Source organism: Pseudomonas sp. LAMO17WK12:I5 (assembly GCF_900215165.1).
Taxonomy (GTDB): domain Bacteria; phylum Pseudomonadota; class Gammaproteobacteria; order Pseudomonadales; family Pseudomonadaceae; genus Aquipseudomonas; species Aquipseudomonas putida_A.
The window spans coordinates 77639-97840 of sequence record NZ_OBDS01000001.1; the positions used below are offsets into that span (position 1 = coordinate 77639).

Below are 20202 nucleotides of genomic sequence, written 5' to 3' on the forward strand. Positions count from 1 at the left end.
GCTCGCGAAGGGGCCGGCACTGCCAATGAATATCTCGGATCAATCCAGTTCGCTCAGCCGCCCCTCGATAAACCGCCGCTCCGGCTCTTGCCGGGTCAGTTCCAGTGCTCGCCGATACGCCGCCCGCGCCTGCTCCACCCGGCCCAACTGCCGACAAAACTCCGCCCGCGCCGAATGCGCCAGGTGGTAATCCTGCAACTCACCGCGATCCAGAATCCCCTCGATCAGCGTCAGCCCGGCCAGCGCCCCATCGCGCTTGGCCACTGCCACCGCGCGGTTCAACTCGATCACCGGCGACGGCACCGCCCGCAACAGCACGTCATACAGCCCGACGATCTGCTGCCAATCGGTTTCCGCCGCTGACGGCGCTTCGGCATGCACCGCGGCAATCGCCGCTTGCAGGCAATACGGCCCGAACCTTCGGGTGGTCAGCGCCCGCTCCACCAGCGCACAACCTTCAGCAATCAACCCGGCATCCCAGCGCGAGCGATCCTGGTCATCCAGCAGGATCAATTCTCCACTGGGTGACGTGCGCGCCGGCCGCCGCGACTCATGCAACAACATCAACGCCAGCAGGCCCATGACCTCCGGTTCCGGCAGCAGCTCCATCAGCAACCGCCCAAGCCGAATCGCCTCGCGAGTCAGATCTTCGCGGGTCAGCTCGGCGCCCATCGATGCCGAATAGCCTTCGTTGAACACCAGATAAATCACCCGCAGCACGCTGTCGAGGCGCTCGGGCAGTTCGCTCAGGCTCGGTACTTGATAAGGGATTTTTGCATCGCGAATCTTCGCCTTGGCGCGCACGATGCGCTGGGCAATCGCCGCCGGCGCCGAGAGAAACGCGCGGGCGATTTCCTCGGTGGTCAGGTCGCAGACTTCACGCAGGGTCAGCGGCACTTGCGCGTCCGCCGCCAGCGCCGGGTGACAGCAAGTGAAGATCAGCCGCAGGCGGTCGTCTTCCACGTCTTCGCCACTCCAGTCGGCCTGTTCCAGTTCTTCGAGCTGCGCCAGCAACAGCGGCTGTGAGGCCTTGAAGCGAGCGCGGCGGCGCAACACATCGATGGCCTTGAAACGCCCGGTGGACACTAGCCAGGTGCGCGGATTGTCCGGTACACCGTCGCGCTGCCAGCGCTCGACCGCGACGAAGAACGCCTCGTGCAAGGCTTCCTCGGCGAGGTCGAAATCCCCGAGCAGACGAATCAGGGTCGCCAGAATCCGCCGCGAGTCTTCGCGATAGACCTGCTCGACCCGCGCCCGGACTTCAGACATTCAACTGCCGCACCGGACGCACTTCAACGCTGCCGACCCGGGCCGCCGGAATGTTACCGGCGACCTGAATCGCTTCGTTGAGATCCTTGGCATCGATCAGGTAGAAACCGGCCAGTTGCTCCTTGGTTTCAGCGAACGGGCCATCGGTGATCGACAGCTTGCCGTTGCGCATGCGCACCGTGGTCGCGGTCTGCACCGACTCCAGCGCTTCGGCCGCGACCATCCGCCCGCTGCCCTGAATCGACTCGGCGTAGGCCCAGCACTCGGCGTCTTCCGGGCTGTCGGGCGAGGTGTGCAGCAGGCGCTCATCGCTGTAGACCAAGCATAAATACTTCATGGTTTTCTCCTGAATCGAACGGATCAACTATGGCTGAAGATCAGGGCTGCACATCGAACAGCGTGCTGCCGCTCATCGGATCGAACGGTGCCGACCAGTGCTCGTGAGCGATCTTCCACGTCCCGCCGACCTGCCGATAGCACGCGGTGGCGCGCATCCAGCAGCTCTGGGTTTCGCCCTTGTCGTTGGTGCCGCCGCAATGCGTCACCCAATGGGCGAAGGCGAGGTTGTTGGCGGTCTCGATGGCTATCTCGTGAAACTCGAAAACGTGCGGGCCGGAACACATCTCCATGCAGGCTTCCCAGTGGGCACGGTAGGCCGCTTTGCCCTTGAATTGCAGGGCCTTGATCGCGTCGAAAGAGAGGATGTCATCGGCATACAACGCCATGACTTTGTCGACGTCCTTGGTCATCACCGCTTCGCGGTAGGTGTTGATCAGGGCTTGGATTTCAGTCTGTGCGCTCATGGTGTTCTCCGTGGTTTTTGTTGTGAAGACACCTTTAGTCGTTCGGCCATCGGGCAGATCGACAGTCGAAACAAAAAATTTCCGCCGAACACAAAATCGCTAGAATCCGAGGCTCATCTTTGTAGGAAAAAGGAAATTCCCGTGTCAGCCCAACTCGTGCCGTACGACAGCCTGAACGCGTTGCAGCGTCAGCAGGTCGAGGCGATTGAAATCCATCCCGAGCAGATCAAGTTCTCCGGCGACATTCACGGCGCGCTGCACACGCTGCTGTCCAAACCTGATCCCGGCGTCAAAGGCTTTGCCCTGCTGGCCGACCAGGTGCCGGTGGCGTTCCTGCTGCTCAAGCGCCCGCCCGTGTTGCCGGCCTGGGCCAATGAACACAGCGCCACCCTGCACGCCCTGCAGGTCGACCACCGGGCGCAGGGCAAAGGTTACGGCAAGGCTTGCCTGCAGGCGCTGCCCGAGGTGGCGCGTGAAGCATGGCCGGAGATCAAGGGGCTGGAACTGTCGGTGGATGCCGATAACGATGCCGCCATCGCGCTGTACGCCAAACACGGTTTCGTCGACAGCGGCGAAGCGTACAAGGGCCGGGTCGGTTACGAACGGCGTATGGGACTGTTTTTCTAAATCATCGAGGGATGCACGATGATCGATTCAATCGAAGCACTGGAAGCTATTTACGGCCTGCCCCACGACCGCGCGGTGCGCAAGCAGATCGGTTTTCTCAACGAGGATTATCAGGCGATGGTGCGCCTGTCGCCGCTGGTGATCGTCAGCTCGGTGGGCGCCGACGGTCTCGACAATTCGCCGCGCGGTGACAAAGCCGGGTTCGTGCGGGTCATTGACCAAAACACCCTGGCTCTGCCGGACCGCCCGGGCAACAACCGCATCGATACCCTGCGCAATGTGCTGCACGATCCACGGGTGTCGTTGCTGTTCATCATTCCGGGCATTGGCGAGACCTTGCGGGTCAATGGCACCGCGACCATCAGCGCCGATCCTGAGCTGCTGGAAAGCTTTGCGGTGAACGACAAACCGGCGAAAACGGTGTTGCTGGTGACGGTAGAGGCGGCGTTTTTCCACTGCTCGAAAGCCTTTGTACGCTCTGACGCCTGGAACCCGGAAACCCACCTGCCGCGCTCGGCCCTGCCCTCTGCCGGCGCCTTCCACAAGCGCCTGAACGACGGGCAGTTTGACGCCGAGACCTACGACCGCGAAGCACCGAAAAGAGTAAGCGACACTCTCTACTGAACGGGGAATTGCAAACACCGCTAGAACCTGTGGGAGCTGGCTTGCCAGCGATGGCATCGGCACATCAAACATTGCTGTCGACTGACCCACCGCTATCGCTGGCAAGCCAGCTCCCACAGGTTATGAGTGATGTCTTACAAAGTAAGGATCATCTCGTGCCACGCCATCCCGCCATGGTCGGACTCCGACGGCTTGATGTAGGCAAAGCCGAACCCGGCGTACAGCGGAATATGCTTCTCCTTGCACATCAGATGAATCGTCGCCTTGTCCATCCCGCGCATGCGCTCGATGAACTCGGCCATCAGTCGCTTGGCCAAACCCTGGCCCTGATAGTCCGGGTGCACCACCACCGACATGATCACCACGTTCGGCCCTTGCGGATCGTGACCGATCAGCTCCTTGAACGCCTCGTCGGACATTTGCACATCAAACGCCGCACCCGAGTTGATGAACCCGGCGACTACGCCGTCTACTTCGGCGACGATGAAACCCTCAGGCCAGGTGGCGATGCGCGTGGCGATCTTCTCGCGAGTGGCGGCTTCATCGCCTTCGTAGGCAACGGTTTCGATGGCGTAGCAGCGATCCAGGTCGGCGGCGGTGACGTTGCGGATGACGGTGTTCATGGCAGCTCGAAAATCAACGGAGAAAAGTGCGCAAAGCATAAAGGAATAAGGTGTTCATATCGATCCGCGCGGGGGGCGTAAAGCCTGCGTATAAGCGCTTTTCTTCGTGCCGCTGACGGGCTATTCCTGCGGTGTGTCTCTGATCACCCTTGGGGGTAACCGCTTATGAGCAGCGTTGAAATCGGCCTGTTGATGGTGTTGGGCATCAGTACGTTCGGCTTTATCACCTTGGGCATCGACCTGTTGCGGGCGCGACGGCTGGGCAAAGGCAAGCGCGGTTGAACAACATGAGGCGGATCAGTGATCCGCCTCAGCGTTATTGGTTCAGGCTTTGCTGTCGACTGGCACGCAGATTTCCAGTTTGCCGGTATGCAGTCGCGGATTGAAATCGGCGCTGTAGCGCTCCAGCTCCGGGGCATTCAGTTCCACGTAATGGGAAGTCGGTAGCCAGGTCTTGTAGATGTATTGCAGGGTTTGCGGCAACTGGTCGAGCGGTCCCTTGTGCTCGAACACCGCGTACTGCCGGGGCAGCACTTCGACCCACTGATAGACCTTCTGGTCGAGGTCATCGAGCTTGCTGATTTCTACCCCGGCGATGTAGTCGAAGCCACCCTTGCCGTCGAAATTGCTGCAGACGCCGTAGGTCACTTCGTTTTTTTGTCCCTGTATCTTTCCCAGGTGCGGCAAGAACTTTTCCCACAGCGCGGGGATGTCCTTGGCAGTGTCCTGGGTAAATCGTCCACGAAATCCCGCGATCAGCAGGAAGTGTCCATGTTCGAAGCGAGGTTCCGCCACTTCGACGCGTTTTTGCTCATCCATGACTCGACTCCTGGAACAAAAGTAGGGGTTCGGCTGCTGAGTATAGAAGCCAAACCCGATTCGCAATGTCACAAGGCGTGCAACTGGTCGGCAGCGCCGGAGCCGACGAACTCGTTATAACCGGATACGATCACGTAAACCGCGAAATAGCAGAAGATCGCCGCCGATGCCATGTAGGAGTAGCGCAACAGCTTGTCGCCGAGCAACTTGCCGCCGTGGCTTGCGGCAAAGCACAGACCGGCCGACCACAGCAGGCCGGCGCAGAGAAAACCGCCGAGAAACAGCGCCGAGCTGAGCGGACCGCCGCCACCGGAACGGGCGATCAGGGTGCCGCCAACCGCGGCGAACCAGAGGATCGCGCTAGGCGAGGACATAGCGAGGAAGATCCCTCGGAAGAATTCCTTGCGATGCGAGTTCTGCCCCACCTCCGCCGTCGCCGCCAACTGCGCCTCATGGTGAATCGCCGAATAGATCATCTTCGCCGCAAAGTAGATCAGCAGCGCCGACCCGCCGATCCACAGCACCCAGCGCACGCTTTCGTACTGCAGCAACACGGTCATCCCGGCCAGCGCCAGCACCGCGTAGATCAGGTCGCCGACGCAAGTGCCGAGGCCCAGCGCGAAGCCCTGAAAGTAACCGCGCTGCATCGCCAGGGTGATCATCGCGATGTTGGCTACGCCGATGTCCAGGCACAGCGAAAGGCTCAGCAAGAAGCCGCTGGTGAATTCCATTAAGCATTTCCTTGGAAAAAATTATTGTCGTGCACGCTGGACAGTCTGCCATCGCTGCCCTTATCTTCCGCCACAGGTCACCGCAGTGACCAGCGTCGCTCGGACGGTTCCGGGCGCTTACGTTATCCGAGGCAACAATGGCTGAACAAGGTTCGCCGCGCCGCTTTGCGCGCATTGATCGACTCCCCCCTTACGTTTTCAACATCACCGCCGAGCTGAAGATGGCCGCGCGGCGTCGTGGTGAAGACATCATCGACTTGAGCATGGGCAATCCCGACGGGGCCACACCGCCGCACATCGTCGAAAAACTCGTACAAGTTGCCCAACGTGAAGACACCCACGGTTACTCCACGTCCAAGGGCATTCCGCGCCTGCGCCGGGCGATTTCCAACTGGTACAAGCAACGCTACGCGGTCGATATCGACCCGGAAAGCGAAGCCATTGTCACCATCGGTTCCAAGGAAGGCCTGGCGCACTTGATGCTGGCGACCCTGGATCAGGGCGACACGGTGCTGGTGCCGAACCCGAGTTACCCGATTCACATCTACGGCGCGGTGATTGCCGGCGCCCAGGTGCGTTCGGTGCCGCTGGTGCCGGGCGTGGACTTCTTCGATGAACTGGAGCGGGCGATTCGCGGTTCGATCCCCAAGCCGAAAATGATGATCCTCGGTTTCCCGTCCAACCCCACCGCGCAGTGCGTCGAGCTGGATTTCTTCGAACGGGTGATCGCCCTCGCCAAGCAGTACGACGTGCTGGTGATTCACGACCTGGCCTACGCCGATATCGTCTACGACGGCTGGAAAGCCCCGTCGATCATGCAGGTGCCCGGCGCCAAGGACATCGCAGTGGAGTTTTTCACCCTGTCCAAGAGCTACAACATGGCTGGCTGGCGCATCGGTTTCATGGTCGGCAACCCGGAGCTGGTCAACGCCCTGGCGCGGATCAAGAGCTACCACGACTACGGCACCTTCACTCCGCTGCAAGTGGCGGCGATTGCTGCGCTGGAAGGCGATCAGCAATGCGTGCGCGACATCGCCGAGCAGTATCGCCAGCGTCGTAACGTGCTGGTCAAAGGCCTGCATGAGCTGGGCTGGATGGTCGAGAATCCGAAGGCTTCGATGTACGTCTGGGCGAAGATTCCCGAGGCTTATGCGCATCTGGGTTCGCTGGAATTTGCCAAGAAGCTGCTGGCCGAGGCCAAGGTCTGCGTCTCGCCGGGGGTGGGCTTTGGTGAGTATGGCGATGATCACGTGCGCTTCGCGCTGATTGAAAACCAGGACCGGATTCGTCAGGCGGTGCGCGGGATTCGCGGGATGTTCCGGGCGGATGGCTTAGTCACCAAAACTGGCGCCTGACACCTGCCCCCTGTGGGAGCGAGCCTGCTCGCGAAAGCGGTCTATCAGTCAACATATTGGTTGTCTGACATGGCCTCTTCGCGAGCAGGCTCGCTCCCACATTGGTTTTGGGTGAACCCTAAAATCAGCGCACAAAAAAACCGCATCGCTGCGGTTTTTTTGTGTCTGTGTGATCGCTTAAACGAACAGCGACAACAGCAGGATAAAGCCCAGGCCCACCACCGACAGGATGGTTTCCATCGCGGTCCAGGTCTTGAAGGTTTCGGCCACGGTCATGTTGAAGTACTGCTTCACCAGCCAGAAGCCGGCGTCGTTCACATGGGACAGGATCAACGACCCGGCACCGGTGGCCAGCACCAGCAGCTCACGGTTGACGCCCGGAATCATCCCCACCACCGGCACCACGATGCCCGCGCCCGTGATAGTCGCCACGGTGGCCGAACCGGTAGCAATACGAATCACCGCCGCCACCAGCCACGCCAGCAGGATCGGTGAAATCTGTGCGCTGACTGCCATGTGGCCGATCACGTCGCCCACACCACTGGTCACCAGCATCTGCTTGAAGCCACCACCGGCACCGATGATCAGGATGATCGCGGCGGTCGGCGCCAGGCTCGCGTCCAGCCACTTGAGCATCTGCTGCGAACCGATGCCCTGCTTGTGACCGAAGGTGTACAGCGACAGCAGCAAGGCCAGCAGCAGGGCCGAGATCGGGTGACCGATCATGTCCATCCAGGTGCGGAAGAAGTGACCGTCCGGCAGCGCCACGTCAGCGAAGGTTTTCAGCAGCATCAGGAACACCGGCAGCAGCACGGTGATCAGGGTGATGCTGAAGCTCGGCAACTTGGTTGAGTCGTCGCTTTCACGGGCCAGTTGATCGACCAGCTCCTGATTCGGCGTGCCGGGAATGTGCTTGGCGATGAAGGTACCGAAGATCGGACCGGCGATGATGGCGGTCGGCAGCGCAACGATCAGACCGTAGAGGATGGTCTTGCCGATGTCGGCGCCGAACACGCCGATCGCCAGCAGCGGGCCCGGGTGCGGCGGCACCAGACCGTGTACTGCGGACAGGCCGGCGAGCAGCGGGATACCGATCTTGATGATCGACACACCGGTGCGGCGGGCAACGATGAACACCAGCGGAATCAGCAGCACGAAGCCGATTTCGAAGAACAGCGGAATGCCCACCAGGAACGCGGCGAACATCATTGCCCACTGGACTTTGTCCTTGCCGAAGGCGCGGATCAGTGTCTGCGCGATCTGATCGGCACCACCGGATTCGGCCATCATTTTGCCGAGCATGGTGCCCAGCGCGAGGATGATGCCGACGAAACCGAGCACGCCACCGAAGCCGTCCTGGAACGCCTTGATGATGGTGCCGATCGGCATGCCGGACGTCAGGCCGAGGAACGCGGCCGCAATGGTCAGCGAGATGAAGGGGTGAATCTTGAATTTGGTGATCAGGATAATCAGGCCGATTACCGTGACCACTGCATCGAGCAGCAGGTAGGCGTCGTGGGACATGCCAAACATTGGGGGTGTCTCCTGGCTTGTTGTTGTTATTAAAGCGGGTTAAACAGAATTCGTGAGGACAGCGCTAGCTCTTTCAACACACTCATACCGCCTGTTTCAAACCGTGGGCCTGCCACCAGACGTGCGCCTGGGCCGCCAGTTCTTCAACGCTGTGGATCGAAGCATTCAGCGCCAGGGTCAACGGCTCACCTACCGGCGATTCGAGGGTGGCGAACTGGCTTTCGATCAACGTTGCCGGCATAAAGTGGCCCGGACGATGCGATACGCGGTCGGCGGCGACTTCAGGGGTCAGCTCAAGAAACACGAAGCCCAGGCCCGGCAAGGCACTGCGTAGCACTTCGCGATAACTGTGTTTAAGGGCAGAGCAGGTCAGCACCGGGCGTTTACCCGATGCATCGACGCGACGCAGTTCATCGCACAGGCTGTCGAGCCAGCCGGCACGGTCGTCGTCGTTCAGGGGGATCCCCGCGCTCATCTTTTCGATGTTGGCGGCCGGATGAAAAGTATCGCCTTCAATGGCAGTGGCGCCGCTCAATTGGCACAGGGCCTCGCTGACGCACGTCTTGCCGCAACCGGCAACGCCCATGATGACCAGGGCGGTGATGGGATGACTCATATAACACCTCAGCGCGCAGACAGCGCTACCTTTGCTAGCTATGACTCTAGTGCACAGGCAGAAGTTGCCGACGCCTTCTTGTCGTTTTTTTGGGTTGCAGCAGGTTTGTTCCCAACGCCAAAAAGCGAAGATCAGGCAGGACCTCGCTTACGCATTTGCAGCTGCATCAGGACAGCGCTACCTTAGTGCCTTGATTTTTGTTTGGCAAGCCGCCCGATGACCACCCCTAAAAACGATAAAAACACTCGCACCACCGGCCGTCCCACCCTTAATGAAGTTGCCCGCCTCGCCGGCGTGAGCCCGATTACCGCCTCCCGCGCCTTGCGCGGGGTCAGCACGGTCGCCACGGAACTGGTGGAAAAAGTGCAGAAAGCCGCGCTTGAACTCAACTACGTGGTCAACCCTGCCGCCCGCGCATTGGCCTCGGCGCAGAGCCATTCAGTGGTGGTGCTGGTGCCATCGCTGTCCAACCTGTTGTTCATCGATACGCTGGAAGCCATTCATCGGGTGCTGACACCCAAGGGCTTCGAAGTGCTGATCGGCAACTTCCATTATTCGCGCGATGAAGAAGAAAACCTGCTGCGCAATTACATGGCTTATCAGCCACGCGGTTTTCTGTTGACCGGGTTTGATCGCACGGAAAGTTCGCGACGGATGATCGAGGCCAGCAACATTCCCTGCGTGTACATGATGGAACTGGACAGCGCGGCCGGAGTGAACTGCGTGGGTTTCTCCCAGCTCAGTGCTGGCGAAACCGCTGCCGAACATTTGCTCTCTCGTGGGCGCAAGCGTCTGGCCTACATCGGTGCGCAACTCGATCAGCGCACCCTGTTGCGCGGTGAGGGTTTTCGCAAAGCCCTGCAAAAAGCCGGGCGCTACGACCCGGATCTGGAAGTGCTGACCCCGCGCTCCTCGTCCGTGGGCCTGGGCGGTGAGCTGTTCCTGCAACTGCTGGCAGCGCATCCGGATGTGGATGCGATCTTCTTTGGTAACGACGACCTGGCGCAGGGCGCGCTGCTGGAGGCGCTGCGCAACGGGATCAAGATCCCCGAGCAGGTGGCGATCCTCGGCTTCAACGACTTGCCGATGTCCGAACACATGGTCCCGCGCCTGAGCAGCATCAACACCCCACGCGAGGCGATCGGCCGGCGTGCGGCGGAGCAAATGTTGACGTTGATGGCGGGGAATAGTGTGGCGCGGCCGGTGGAAGATATGGGTTTTGAACTGAAGATTCGCGAGAGTACCTGAGCTCTGAAATGCTGTCGGAAGCAATCCCTGTGGGAGCTGGCTTGCCAGCGATGGCGTCAGGCCAGTCGATACAGTGTTGACTGATACACCGCAATCGCTGGCAAGCCAGCTCCCACAGTTTTTTGGTACACCCACCCTGTGCATGTATCAGTGGCTGAGCAGGTCGACGAGCGCCAGCGCGCCCTTTTGCAGCGGCTGGCTCTTGAGCCACACCGCGTGCACCGGCAGTACCAGGCCGTTTTCGATGTTGCGAAAATTCAGTCGCTTCAAGCGCCCGCTGTCCAGCCACGGCTGCACCACCGACAACGGGAAATTGCCCCAGCCCAGCCCTGCCTCGACCATCTCCAGCGCAGTCTCCAGGGTGTCGGTGCGCCAATGCGATTCGGCCACCAGCGGTCGAGTTTCGCTGATCGGCAAGTCGCGACTGGCGACGAAGATCTGCCGCACATGCACCAGGTCTTCGAGAAACAGATCCTGCCCCTGCAACAACGGACTGTCCGCCGCCAGCGTGGCGATCATCCGTTCGCTGCCGACAAACTGAAAACGCTCCAGCACGTTCATGCTCAACCCGGCGAACGCCAGGCACACGCTGACGCGGCCACGGTGCAGCATCGCCAGCACATCGTCCTGCGGCGCGGTCAGTACCTCAATGTCGAGCAGCGGATGACGCTCGGCAATCACCTTGATCGCGGCGAGCAAGCGGCGCCGGTCAATGTCCGCGACCACGCCAATCGACAACTTGCTCTCCAGCCCCAGGGACAACTCCACCGCATGCACTTGCAGTTGCTTGAGCTGCTCGGCAATCAGCCGCGCGTGGGGCACCAGTGACAGCGCCATCGCCGTCGGTTGCGGTTCACGATGGCTGCGGTCGAACAAGGCATAGCCAAGCTCCGCCTCAAGGTTGCCGATGCCCATGCTGACCGCGGAAGGTACCCGGCCCAAAGCGCGGGCAGCAGCGGAAAACGAGCCACGCTCGATCACTGCGAGGAACAGTTCGATGCTGTCGCTGTTGAAATTCACTTCATCTACCTATCACCAAAACTGAAAGCTACTGACTTTTTCTGTCACGCCTATTGAAGCTATCTTTTGCCGTCTTCGCCAGTCTCGCTGGCCAACACGTTGCAAGAAAGAGGCAAATCTCCATGCAAGGCGTCAAACGCAAACTGGTCTACGTGTCGCTCTACGAAGTGATCGGCATGACCTTCTCCGCCCTCGGCCTGGCGCTGTTATCCGGCACTTCGCCCGGCAGCACTGGCCCACTGGCGGTGATCATCACCACCATCGCGGTGACCTGGAATTTCATCTACACCTCGCTGTTCGAGCACTGGGAAAGCCGCCAGCAGTCGCGCACCCGCACGGTCAAGCGGCGCATCGCTCATGCAGTGGGTTTCCAACTGACGCTGATCGTGTTCCTGATTCCGCTGATCGCCTGGTGGATGAGCATCAGTCTGGTGCAGGCGTTCCTGCTGGATCTGGCGCTGATCATCTTCATCCCGTGCTACACGTTTGCCTTCAACTGGCTGTTCGATCGCGTCTTCGGCTTGCCGGCATCGGCGCTGCCTGATTCGGCCGCTGCGGCATAAATCGTTAATTGGTAAGCAGTTATTGCAAGTAATCGGCGGTTCTCCGGGGCTAACCGCCGAAATTCACAATCCATCAACTCCGATAGCAGGCTAAGCTTTTCCATCAATAAAAAATGGATCCGCAGATGACTGCTCACGCCCCCGCCGCCGCGCAAAGCGACGGCATCGACCCGATACGCGCCGCGGAGATTTCCGCCCGCATCGACCGCCTGCCCGCCGTCGCCACCATCTGGCGACTGGTGGCGCTGTTGTCGATTGGTGGTTTCTTCGAACTCTACGATTTGTTCCAGACCGCCTACATCAGTCCGGGGCTGATCCGTGAAGGGATCTTCGCCACCGGCAATCAGGGCGTGTTCGGCTTCTCCGATCAGGCAGCGTTCGCGTCGGCGACCTTCCTCGGCCTGTTCCTCGGCGCGAGCCTGCTCAGCCCGTTGGCCGATCGATTCGGCCGGCGCGCGATCTTCACCTTTGCGCTGGTCTGGTACACCGTGGCCACGGTGCTGATGGGGATTCAAAGCTCGGCGCTGGGGATCATCTGCATGCGCTTTCTGGTGGGCATCGGCCTCGGTATCGAGCTGGTGACCATCGACGCCTACCTCTCGGAACTGGTGCCCAAACGCATGCGCAGTTCAGCGTTCGCCTTCGCCTTTTTCGTACAGTTTCTCTCGGTGCCGGCAGTGGCACTCATGTCCTGGTGGCTGGTGCCGCAGGCGCCGTTCGGTGTGTCCGGCTGGCGTTGGGTGGTGCTGGCGAGTGCGGTGTTTGCGCTGTTCATCTGGTGGCTGCGCAAGCGCCTGCCGGAGTCGCCGCGCTGGCTGGCGCAGCATGGGCGGTTCGATGAAGCGAACAGGATTCTCGATGACATCGAAGCCCGCTGCGAGAAGGATCACCGCCAACCGCTGGACGCTCCGGAAACGGTGCCCGTGGATGTCGAGGGCAAGGGTCGCTTCGCCGACATCTGGCAGCCGCCATATCGGCGTCGCGCATTGATGCTGATCGTGTTTCACGTGTTCCAGGCGATCGGTTTCTTCGGTTTTGGTAACTGGCTGCCGGCGTTGCTTTCCGGCCAGGGTGTGAGTGTCACCCACAGCCTTATGTATGCGTTCATCATCACCCTCGCCTACCCGCTCGGGCCGTTGCTGTTCGTGAAGTTTGCCAACCGTTTCGAGAACAAGTGGCAGATCGTCGGCTCGGCCCTTGGCGCGATGACTTTCGGCACTTTGTTCGCGTTGCAGACCAGCGCCTTCGGCCTGATCGTCTGCGGAGTGATGATCACCTTTTGCAATGCCTGGCTGAGCTTCAGTTATCACTCGTACCAGAGCGAACTGTTCCCGACCAACATCCGCGCCCGGGCGGTGGGCTTCTGTTATTCGTTCAGTCGCTTGTCGACGGTGTTCAGCAGCCTGTTGATCGGGCTGTTCCTCGACAACTTCGGCACGCCCGGGGTGCTCGCGTTCATTGTCAGCAGCATGCTGATCGTGATGCTGACCATCGGCTGGTTCGGCCCGCGCACGCGCAATCTGGCGCTGGAAAACATTGCCCACCGCTGAGGCTACACGGTCATCCTCTGCCGCCCGACGGCAAGGGATGACCGCTTTGTTCGGCGCACAAGTTGCGTAACTCGTTGAAATCATGTGTTTTTGCGCGAAGGCACGGTAATTGCTGCTTCAGGCCCGTCAGCAATTATCCATAGGGCTCCATCATGATGTTGGTCAGTGCCAAACAGCAGCAGCTCATTCACCTGCCCAAGCGGCTGGCGGATGACGCGACCACGACCGCCGCTGCCGGTCTGCAAAGCGGCCTGCACGGCGCCATGCTGCAATCGCTGCAGAACCAGGCCCAGTCGCAGGCGACCGACGCGACCTCCAAGGTTGAGGATTCGGCCACGCAGATCGCCACCCAGCAAGTGGCCGCCGCCACGCGCATCAGCGATAACGTCGACGAAGCCTTCGCCAAGACCCGTGTCGGCCTGCAAACCACCGACGCCACGGCGGCCGGCACCACCACCGGGACCTCGGCCACTGACGCGTTCAAGGACTACATGAGCAAGTCGCCGGAACAGCGCCTGCGCGACAGTATCCTTCAGAGCATGGGCATCACCGAAGACGACATCAAAGCCATGCCGCCGGAGAAACAACTGGCCATCGGCAAAGAGATCGCCGAGCGTCTGCAGGACAAGATGAAGCTGGCGCAAGCGGAAAAAGACAACGTCAATGACGTCAAGGACAGCGACAAACTGGCGGACAAGTTTCTCGCGGCGCTGTGATCTGAAAGTTGCTTAGAAACCAATGTAGGAGTGAGCCTGCTCGCGATAGCGATACATCAGTTACTTATCCAGTGACTGACGCACCGCAATCGCGAGCAGGCTCACTCCTACCGTTGTTGATGGGTGTCAGTTTAGTTGCAACGTCGCATTGAACTGCCCGATCGCATCCACCACATGCCGTGATCCCTGCTGAATCTCCAGAATCACCTCCCCCGCCTCGTTCGCCAGTTCCACACCCAGCCCGGTGCGGCTCAGGCTCGACTGCATGCTCGACACCGCGCTCAGCGACAGGTCATGGTTTTTGCGCACCACTTCGACAATCTCCAGGGTCGCCTGACTGGTGCGCGCCGCGAGACTGCGCACCTCGTCCGCCACCACCGCAAAACCGCGTCCGTGTTCACCGGCTCGCGCCGCTTCGATGGCCGCGTTGAGCGCCAGCAGGTTGGTCTGATCGGCGATGCCGCGGATGGTCTGGACGATGGTGCCGATGATGTCCGACTGCTTGCTGACCGCATCGATGCTCAGCGCCGCTTCGTTGAGGTCGCGGGAAATGTCCTGAATGATCTGCACCGTCTGCTGCACGACCTGTGAGCCTTTTTGCGCGCAGGCGTCGTTTTGAACCGAGGTGCTGTGGGCCGATTCCGCGGCGTTTTGCAACGTGGTCATTTGGCTGGTGATGTCGCTGGCGAACTTCACCACCTTGTACAAACGACCCTTGGTGTCGAACAGCGGGTTGTACGAGGCTTCGAGATAGACCATCTGCCCGGACTTGTTCTTGCGTTCGAAACGGTGCGAGTGATATTCGCCGCGATTGAGCGACGCCCAGAACGCCTTGTACTGCGCCGATTCGGATTCGGAACGGTGACAGAACATGCTGTGGTGATGGCCAACGATTTCGTTGAGCGAGTACTGCATGGTTTTCAGAAAGTTGTCGTTGGCGGTAATCACGTTGCCGTCCGGGGTGAACTCGATCACCGCCATCGAACGGCTGATCGCCGCCAGCATGCTTTCTTCTTCGTGTTCTTTATTGACCCGGGCGGTGATGTCCGACGCCACTTTGATCACACTTTTGACTTGTTTGTCCGGGCCGTACACCGGCATGTAACTGGCTTCGAGCCAGATCTCCTTGCCGGACTTGTTCAAACGCAGGAACGTGCCGCTGATCGGCTCACCCCGGGCCAGGTCGCGCCACAATCTGGCGTACTCCTCGCTGCGGTAAAACGCTTCTTCGCAAAACACCCGGTGATGTTTGCCGCGCACTTCCTCGGCGCTGTAACCCATGGTCTTGCAGAAGTTTTCGTTGGCATCCAGAACAATGCCCTCGGGGGTAAATTCGATCATCGCCATGGAGCGGCTGATCGCTTCGAGCTTGGCGTTGGCTTCGGTCAAGGCGCAGCTGAAACGCTCGATTTCCTGCAGGTCAGCCTTGTGATGTAGGTTGAACATGGTTGTATCACCTTCCGCGCGGTCTTTTGATTTGATGAAAGTCAGGTCTTTCAGCATCCACCACTACGTTCCACAGAACAGGCACACGCATTCCTCCACAGGAGGAAGTTGTCAGGTGATAAATGATGTTTAATCCGAGGGTCCATGCAGCGACGCTCTCATCAAGACATCCTTCTCTTGATAGCCCGGCGACGGGCCAGCCCTAACGTGCAGAAGAACTTCCATGTAAAACCCCGCTCCTTGTTGGTTCAGTGTCCGGTGCCTTGGGTTGCGCACTCTGGCAGCGTTGAAATCACGGCTAACAGATGACGGTCGACATAGTTAGTTACAGCTAGCATAGCCATCGCCATGCCGTGCGCAAGGCCACTAGTCGGCCAGTATCTGGCACTTTTTGCACAAGAAACGGTTCAGCGAGCTGTCGCGACCGCCGTCTCCGCCACCAGATCCAGCAACGCCTGCACCGTCGCTGACGGCGTCTGCCCCGCAGGCAGCACCAGCGAAAACACCCGTTCGATACGTGGCTGCAGGGCAATCACGCGCAAGCCCTGGCGCTCGGCCGGCAAGGTCATTTCCGGCACCAGGGTCACGCCGAGATTTTCCCGCACCAACGTGAAGGCGCTGCTCCATTCGCGCACCTCGACCCGCACGTCCTGCAACTGCAACCCGGCCTCGGCGGCGAGGCTGCGGGCGTTGGTCGAGCAACCGCCGGTGGCCAGCACAAAAGGCAGCGCCGTCAGTTCTTGCAGGCTGACGCCCTGCTCGGTTCCTCGCAGCGCCAACGCATGCCCTGCCGGCACGACCGCCACCCATGCGTCGCGACCCAATGGCCCGGCGTTGCGTTCGGGTGCCGGGTTGAGCACCACGCCGACATCCACCAGCCCGGCCGCGAGCAGGGTTTCCACCTCGTCATCGCTGACCTCCAGCGCCACCACTTCGATCCCCGGGTAAAGCCGATTGAACTGGCGCAGCAGCGGTGGCAGAAAACTCGCCAGCACCATGGGAAAACTCGCCAGGCGGATCGTCCCGCGCAGCATCGGGCGAACGCTGTCGACAGTCTGGCGAATGGTCTCCAGCGCACCGAGCATCAGCCGCGCCTGTTCGATCACCGGCAGGCCGATGGCGGTGGGCAAGGTCTGTCGGCTTTCGCGGCTGAACAGTTGCACGCCGAGGGTTTCTTCCATCAGCGCCAGGGCCTGGCTCGCGCCGGACTGGGTCATGCCGACCCGCTCGGCAGCGCGGGTGATGTTGCCGTGATCGGCCACGGCGACCACCAGCCGCCAATGCATCAGGTTCATCATGCCAGTAGCTGTCCTTATGGCAGGTTTCTGAAAGATTAATTTTACCGAGGGTGCGGCGCACTATGACACTGGCGCCAATTCCTCACCAGAGAGCTGCCGATGAAGCTGTATTACGCCCCGCAAGCCTGTTCACTGGCGCCGCACATTGTCTTGCGCGAACTTAAGCTGCCCTTCGTGCTGATTCGCGTCGACAACCGCAGCAAGCGCACCGCCAGCGGTGAAGACTTTCTCGCGATCAATCCCAAGGGGTACGTCGCGGCCCTGCAACTGGACGACGGCACGGTACTGACCGAAGGCCCGGTGATCCTGCAATATCTGGCGGATCTGCAACCACAGCCAGGATTGGCGCCGGCACCCGGCAGTTTTGAACGGCTGCGTTTGCAGGAGTGGCTGAATTTCATTTCGAGCGAAGTCCACGGCGGGCTTGGTGCGCTGTTCGATGAGCGGTTGCCGGCCGAGGTGATCAAGGAGAAGTTGTTCAAGCGTTTTGCGGTGTTGGTCGCAGTGCTGGAGCAGCAGGAGTATCTGCTGCCGAGCGGCTTCAGCGTCGCGGATGCCTTGTTGTTTGTGGTGTTGCGCTGGGCCGGGTTGTTCGGGATCGAACTGGCGCAGTGGCCGGCACTGGCGCGGTTTCAGGCGCGGATTGAGCGGCGGCCGACCGTGATGGCGGCGTTGGCGGCGGAAGCGGCGTAAGTCTTTAGATCATTCGCGAGCAGGCTCGCTCCCACAGGGGTTTTGTGCACGTCAAAAATCCAGTGTGGGAGCGAGCCTGCTCGCGAAGGCATCAGTTCAAACAACACCGATCAACCGGCAGAAACTCAAAGCCCCGCCGTCACCTTGCTCGCCACCTCCCCCGGCACCCACGCCCTCCACACCTGCGGCTGATCGCGTAAAAATGCTTCGGCAACCTGCCGCGGTGGCTGGCGTTTTTCGCTCATCCCGGCCAGCGTCTGGTTCAGCAGATCAATCGGCAAATCGACTTTCTCGAAGAACGACACCAGCTCCGGGTATTGCGCCTTGAACGGCGCCGACACGCCAATCGCCAGGCTGGCCGGCATCGAGCGGGTGCCCTTGGGATTCGGGTTGTTGGCATCGGCCAGGGTTTTCCAGGCTTCAGCATCGAACGGTGGCTCTTCGAGCTTCACCAGTTTGAAGCGCCCGAGCAGCGGCGTCGGCGACCAGTAATAGAACAGCACCGGTTTGCCGCGTTTGATCGACGACGCCACCTCGGCATCCAGGGCCGCGCCGGAGCCGGTGCGGAAGTTGACATAGCTGTCGGTCAGCGCATAGGCCTTGAGTTTCTGGCTGTTGACGATCTCCGAAGTCCAGCCGGTCGGGCTGTTGAGGAAGCGTCCACGGCGCGGGTCTTCCGGGTCGCGGAACACGTCCTTGTAGCGCGGCAGGTCGGCCACCGATTTCAGCTCCGGTGCCAATGGTTTGATCCCGCGCTCGGGGTCACCCTTGATCACGTATTCCGGCACCCACCAGCCCTCGGTCGCGCCCTTGACCGTGTCGCCAAGGCCGAACACCTTGCCTTCATTGGCAGCCTTGACCCACGCCGGACTGCGCCCGGCCCACTCCTCGCCGATCACCTGAATATCGTTCTTCGCCAGCGCCGCTTCCAGGCTGACGGTGCTGCCCGGCAGCGTGTCGGTCGGGTAGCCGTAACCTTTTTCGACGATCAGGCGCAGCACTTCGGTGATGAAACTGCCGCTTTCCCAAGTGATGTCACCGAAGTGGATCGGTGCGGTTTTTTCCGCCGCCGAAACAGCGCCGACGCTCAGGCTCAGCGCCAGTAACGAACGGCCGAGCAGGGTTTTGATTGATCTCATGCGGACCTCTTGTCTGTCAGGATTTGGTTGGCGCTGTGGCGGTCGCACAGGGCTTGGGAGCGGCTCATGTAAACGCTGACCGAACGCTGAGAGATGCCCAGTTCGGCGGCGATTTGCGGGTAGGTCAGGCCATCGATGCGCGCCAGCAGAAAGGTCGAGCGGACTTTGCCCGGCAGGCGTTGCAGGCTGTGATCGAGGCGTTTGAGGGTCTGGCTCAGTTGCGCGAGGTCTTCAGGCGAGATAGCGACCTCGACGTCGATCTGCTGCGCATGCCGGCGCTCCAGATCCGCCCGGCGCCAGCGCTGATAGAGCAGGCGTTGGGCAATCGTGGTGAGCATGGCGCGCGGTTCGCGAATCGCCGTGATACTGGGCGCCTGAAGCAATTGCGCGAAGGTTTCGGCGGCGATGTCTTCCGCGCCTGCGGAGTCGTGCAGATGTCGGCTCAGGTAAGTGCACAGCCAGCGGTAGTGGGCGCGGAACAGAGCGTCGAGATGATTGCGGTGAGCGGTGTCGGCGCCGGACATGAGGGCTCCTGGGTAAGGGTCGCTGAATGTCCGGTGATCCGGTGGCGCGATCGTAGCAAGGCGCCTTATGCATTAATAATATTTATATTTCATTTTTATATTCTTTTTGGAGATATAAGGCTGTTCAGTGCAAGCGGCCGTAGCCCAACTCATCCGCCTCACGCTGATAGTCGAGCACGACCTGATAATCGCTTTCGCTGGCCGCCAGCACCTCTGGCAGCTCCAATGTCTGCACAACATCCGGCAGTTCATGCAAAGCTTGATTCATCACCCGGCGCAATTTTTCGATCTGCTCATCAGTGGCAGTCGCGGCGGTGATAAAAGGCAAGGTCGGACTGAGCGCAGTGCGTGCCACCACCCGCAATCCAGTGACTTCTTCAGGCGCATGCCGAGCGAGGTACGCATAGGTCACGCTGTCGATCGCCGCCAGATCGGCGCGCGCTTCACGCAACCAACGCAGACTTTCGCGGTGCGCCCCACTGATGCCGACCGTGGCGAAAAACTGCCCGTTGCGGTGCAGCGGCGCCAGACGCTGGCGCAACAGGTTCATGCCACTGTTGGAATCTTCGCTGTTGATCACCCCGCGACTGCCGCGAAAATCTGCCAGGGTTTTGCGCGTATCGTCAGCACGGCTGAGAATCAGGCTGCAATGATTGCCGGCAGTGGCGTCGGGCAATTCGTAGCGCGGGCGACCGACGATGCGTACCTGATCGCGCAGCAAGGTCATCAAGGGATAGCCGCAGGTCTGGGTCAGCAGCAGATCCGGCGACAACCAAAGCTCGGGGAGCGACAGGCTTGCGGCGTTGAGGCGGGAATGGCCGAGGTGTTCAAGAATGCGGGCGATCCAGCGTTCGTTGGCCGCGCGAATGGGCTCGGGGGCGGTGTACATCAGCAGTTCGAGGTGGTGTTGGGTCATACACATTATTCCCGGACAACAGATTTCCACTGTAGGCCTTCGCCTGCTCGCGAATGCGGTGTGTCAGCCTCCATATGCGTTATTGACAC

22 protein-coding genes and 1 pseudogene are annotated in these 20202 nt (G+C 60.6%); 8 read left to right on the plus strand and 15 right to left on the minus strand.

What is annotated here, in order from left to right; genetic code table 11:
* Positions 1 to 39: 39 nt before the first annotated feature.
* The 3 genes from CRO59_RS00390 to CRO59_RS00400 are packed head-to-tail and all read right to left on the minus strand — an operon-like array spanning position 40 to position 2072.
* The gene (locus CRO59_RS00390) at positions 40 to 1269 is read right to left on the minus strand and encodes an RNA polymerase sigma factor (protein ID WP_097085875.1); all 1230 of its coding nucleotides are present in this window, start codon (positions 1267 to 1269) and stop codon (positions 40 to 42) included.
* Positions 1262 to 1606 (minus strand): YciI family protein, encoded by a 345-nt coding sequence (locus tag CRO59_RS00395; RefSeq protein ID WP_007969364.1) that lies wholly within the window; start codon positions 1604 to 1606, stop codon positions 1262 to 1264. The genes CRO59_RS00390 and CRO59_RS00395 overlap by 8 nt, the downstream gene beginning before the upstream one ends.
* A gap of 40 nt (positions 1607 to 1646) precedes the next feature.
* The gene (locus CRO59_RS00400) at positions 1647 to 2072 is read right to left on the minus strand and encodes a nuclear transport factor 2 family protein (RefSeq protein WP_097085877.1); all 426 of its coding nucleotides are present in this window, start codon (positions 2070 to 2072) and stop codon (positions 1647 to 1649) included.
* 141 nt (positions 2073 to 2213) lie between these two features.
* On the opposite strand from CRO59_RS00400, the gene CRO59_RS00405 reads away from it, so the two are divergent.
* The gene (locus tag CRO59_RS00405; protein ID WP_097085879.1) at positions 2214 to 2699 is read left to right on the plus strand and encodes an N-acetyltransferase; all 486 of its coding nucleotides are present in this window, start codon (positions 2214 to 2216) and stop codon (positions 2697 to 2699) included.
* 18 nt (positions 2700 to 2717) lie between these two features.
* On the plus strand, positions 2718 to 3323 hold the full coding sequence (locus CRO59_RS00410; protein WP_097085881.1) for a pyridoxamine 5'-phosphate oxidase family protein: 606 nt from the start codon (positions 2718 to 2720) through the stop codon (positions 3321 to 3323).
* Between the two features lie 134 nt (positions 3324 to 3457).
* On the opposite strand, the gene CRO59_RS00415 is transcribed toward CRO59_RS00410, so the two are convergent.
* From CRO59_RS00415 to CRO59_RS00425, 3 genes are all read right to left on the minus strand, one after another.
* On the minus strand, positions 3458 to 3946 hold the full coding sequence (locus CRO59_RS00415; protein WP_097085884.1) for a GNAT family N-acetyltransferase: 489 nt from the start codon (positions 3944 to 3946) through the stop codon (positions 3458 to 3460).
* A gap of 324 nt (positions 3947 to 4270) precedes the next feature.
* Complete coding sequence (locus CRO59_RS00420; RefSeq protein WP_027612592.1) at positions 4271 to 4765, minus strand: GyrI-like domain-containing protein; 495 nt, start codon at positions 4763 to 4765, stop codon at positions 4271 to 4273.
* A 68-nt stretch (positions 4766 to 4833) separates the two neighbouring features.
* On the minus strand, positions 4834 to 5496 hold the full coding sequence (locus tag CRO59_RS00425) for a LysE family translocator (protein ID WP_007969355.1): 663 nt from the start codon (positions 5494 to 5496) through the stop codon (positions 4834 to 4836).
* Positions 5497 to 5633: 137 nt separating this feature from the next.
* Here CRO59_RS00425 and alaC point away from each other — a divergent pair, with 137 nt between their 5' ends.
* Positions 5634 to 6851, plus strand: a complete 1218-nt coding sequence (gene alaC, locus CRO59_RS00430) for an alanine transaminase (RefSeq protein ID WP_027612591.1) — start codon at positions 5634 to 5636, stop codon at positions 6849 to 6851.
* A gap of 177 nt (positions 6852 to 7028) precedes the next feature.
* Here the strand turns inward: alaC and CRO59_RS00435 are convergent, their stop codons facing one another.
* Together CRO59_RS00435 and CRO59_RS00440 are read right to left on the minus strand one after the other, a co-directional pair.
* Positions 7029 to 8384, minus strand: a complete 1356-nt coding sequence (locus tag CRO59_RS00435; protein WP_097085886.1) for a GntP family permease — start codon at positions 8382 to 8384, stop codon at positions 7029 to 7031.
* Between the two features lie 82 nt (positions 8385 to 8466).
* On the minus strand, positions 8467 to 9000 hold the full coding sequence (locus CRO59_RS00440) for a gluconokinase (RefSeq protein WP_027612589.1): 534 nt from the start codon (positions 8998 to 9000) through the stop codon (positions 8467 to 8469).
* Between the two features lie 216 nt (positions 9001 to 9216).
* On the opposite strand from CRO59_RS00440, the gene CRO59_RS00445 reads away from it, so the two are divergent.
* Positions 9217 to 10248 (plus strand): LacI family DNA-binding transcriptional regulator, encoded by a 1032-nt coding sequence (locus tag CRO59_RS00445; RefSeq protein ID WP_007917805.1) that lies wholly within the window; start codon positions 9217 to 9219, stop codon positions 10246 to 10248.
* A 147-nt stretch (positions 10249 to 10395) separates the two neighbouring features.
* On the opposite strand, the gene CRO59_RS00450 is transcribed toward CRO59_RS00445, so the two are convergent.
* The gene (locus CRO59_RS00450) at positions 10396 to 11268 is read right to left on the minus strand and encodes a LysR family transcriptional regulator (protein ID WP_096795051.1); all 873 of its coding nucleotides are present in this window, start codon (positions 11266 to 11268) and stop codon (positions 10396 to 10398) included.
* A 122-nt stretch (positions 11269 to 11390) separates the two neighbouring features.
* Here CRO59_RS00450 and CRO59_RS00455 point away from each other — a divergent pair, with 122 nt between their 5' ends.
* The 3 genes from CRO59_RS00455 to CRO59_RS00465 all read left to right on the plus strand — a co-directional run bounded on the left by CRO59_RS00455 (position 11391) and on the right by CRO59_RS00465 (position 14097).
* Entirely contained in the window at positions 11391 to 11831 is a 441-nt protein-coding gene (locus CRO59_RS00455) for a PACE efflux transporter (RefSeq protein WP_097085888.1), read from the plus strand.
* 125 nt (positions 11832 to 11956) lie between these two features.
* A complete protein-coding gene (locus tag CRO59_RS00460) occupies positions 11957 to 13381 on the plus strand; it encodes an MFS transporter (RefSeq protein ID WP_097085891.1) in 1425 nt (474 codons plus the stop codon).
* A 155-nt stretch (positions 13382 to 13536) separates the two neighbouring features.
* Positions 13537 to 14097, plus strand: coding sequence for a hypothetical protein (locus CRO59_RS00465; RefSeq protein ID WP_097086278.1), 561 nt, complete (start codon positions 13537 to 13539; stop codon positions 14095 to 14097).
* 126 nt (positions 14098 to 14223) lie between these two features.
* On the opposite strand, the gene CRO59_RS29130 is transcribed toward CRO59_RS00465, so the two are convergent.
* The 3 genes and pseudogenes from CRO59_RS29130 to CRO59_RS00475 all read right to left on the minus strand — a co-directional run bounded on the left by CRO59_RS29130 (position 14224) and on the right by CRO59_RS00475 (position 16841).
* Positions 14224 to 14763: a methyl-accepting chemotaxis protein gene (locus CRO59_RS29130; RefSeq protein ID WP_256214240.1), complete on the minus strand. Its 540-nt coding sequence runs from the start codon at positions 14761 to 14763 to the stop codon at positions 14224 to 14226.
* 3 nt (positions 14764 to 14766) lie between these two features.
* Positions 14767 to 15600: pseudogene (locus tag CRO59_RS29135) on the minus strand (PAS domain-containing protein); the annotation flags it as partial.
* A 350-nt stretch (positions 15601 to 15950) separates the two neighbouring features.
* Positions 15951 to 16841, minus strand: a complete 891-nt coding sequence (locus tag CRO59_RS00475; RefSeq protein WP_097085893.1) for a LysR family transcriptional regulator — start codon at positions 16839 to 16841, stop codon at positions 15951 to 15953.
* A gap of 99 nt (positions 16842 to 16940) precedes the next feature.
* Here CRO59_RS00475 and gstA point away from each other — a divergent pair, with 99 nt between their 5' ends.
* Complete coding sequence (gene gstA, locus CRO59_RS00480; RefSeq protein ID WP_097085895.1) at positions 16941 to 17534, plus strand: glutathione transferase GstA; 594 nt, start codon at positions 16941 to 16943, stop codon at positions 17532 to 17534.
* Between the two features lie 125 nt (positions 17535 to 17659).
* Here the strand turns inward: gstA and CRO59_RS00485 are convergent, their stop codons facing one another.
* From CRO59_RS00485 to CRO59_RS00495, 3 genes are all read right to left on the minus strand, one after another.
* Entirely contained in the window at positions 17660 to 18673 is a 1014-nt protein-coding gene (locus CRO59_RS00485) for an ABC transporter substrate-binding protein (RefSeq protein WP_027612580.1), read from the minus strand.
* Positions 18670 to 19197, minus strand: coding sequence for a sigma-70 family RNA polymerase sigma factor (locus tag CRO59_RS00490; RefSeq protein WP_027612579.1), 528 nt, complete (start codon positions 19195 to 19197; stop codon positions 18670 to 18672). The genes CRO59_RS00485 and CRO59_RS00490 overlap by 4 nt, the downstream gene beginning before the upstream one ends.
* Before the next feature lie 124 nt (positions 19198 to 19321).
* Positions 19322 to 20113: a phosphate/phosphite/phosphonate ABC transporter substrate-binding protein gene (locus CRO59_RS00495; RefSeq protein ID WP_097085897.1), complete on the minus strand. Its 792-nt coding sequence runs from the start codon at positions 20111 to 20113 to the stop codon at positions 19322 to 19324.
* Between the last annotated feature and the right edge of the window lie 89 nt (positions 20114 to 20202).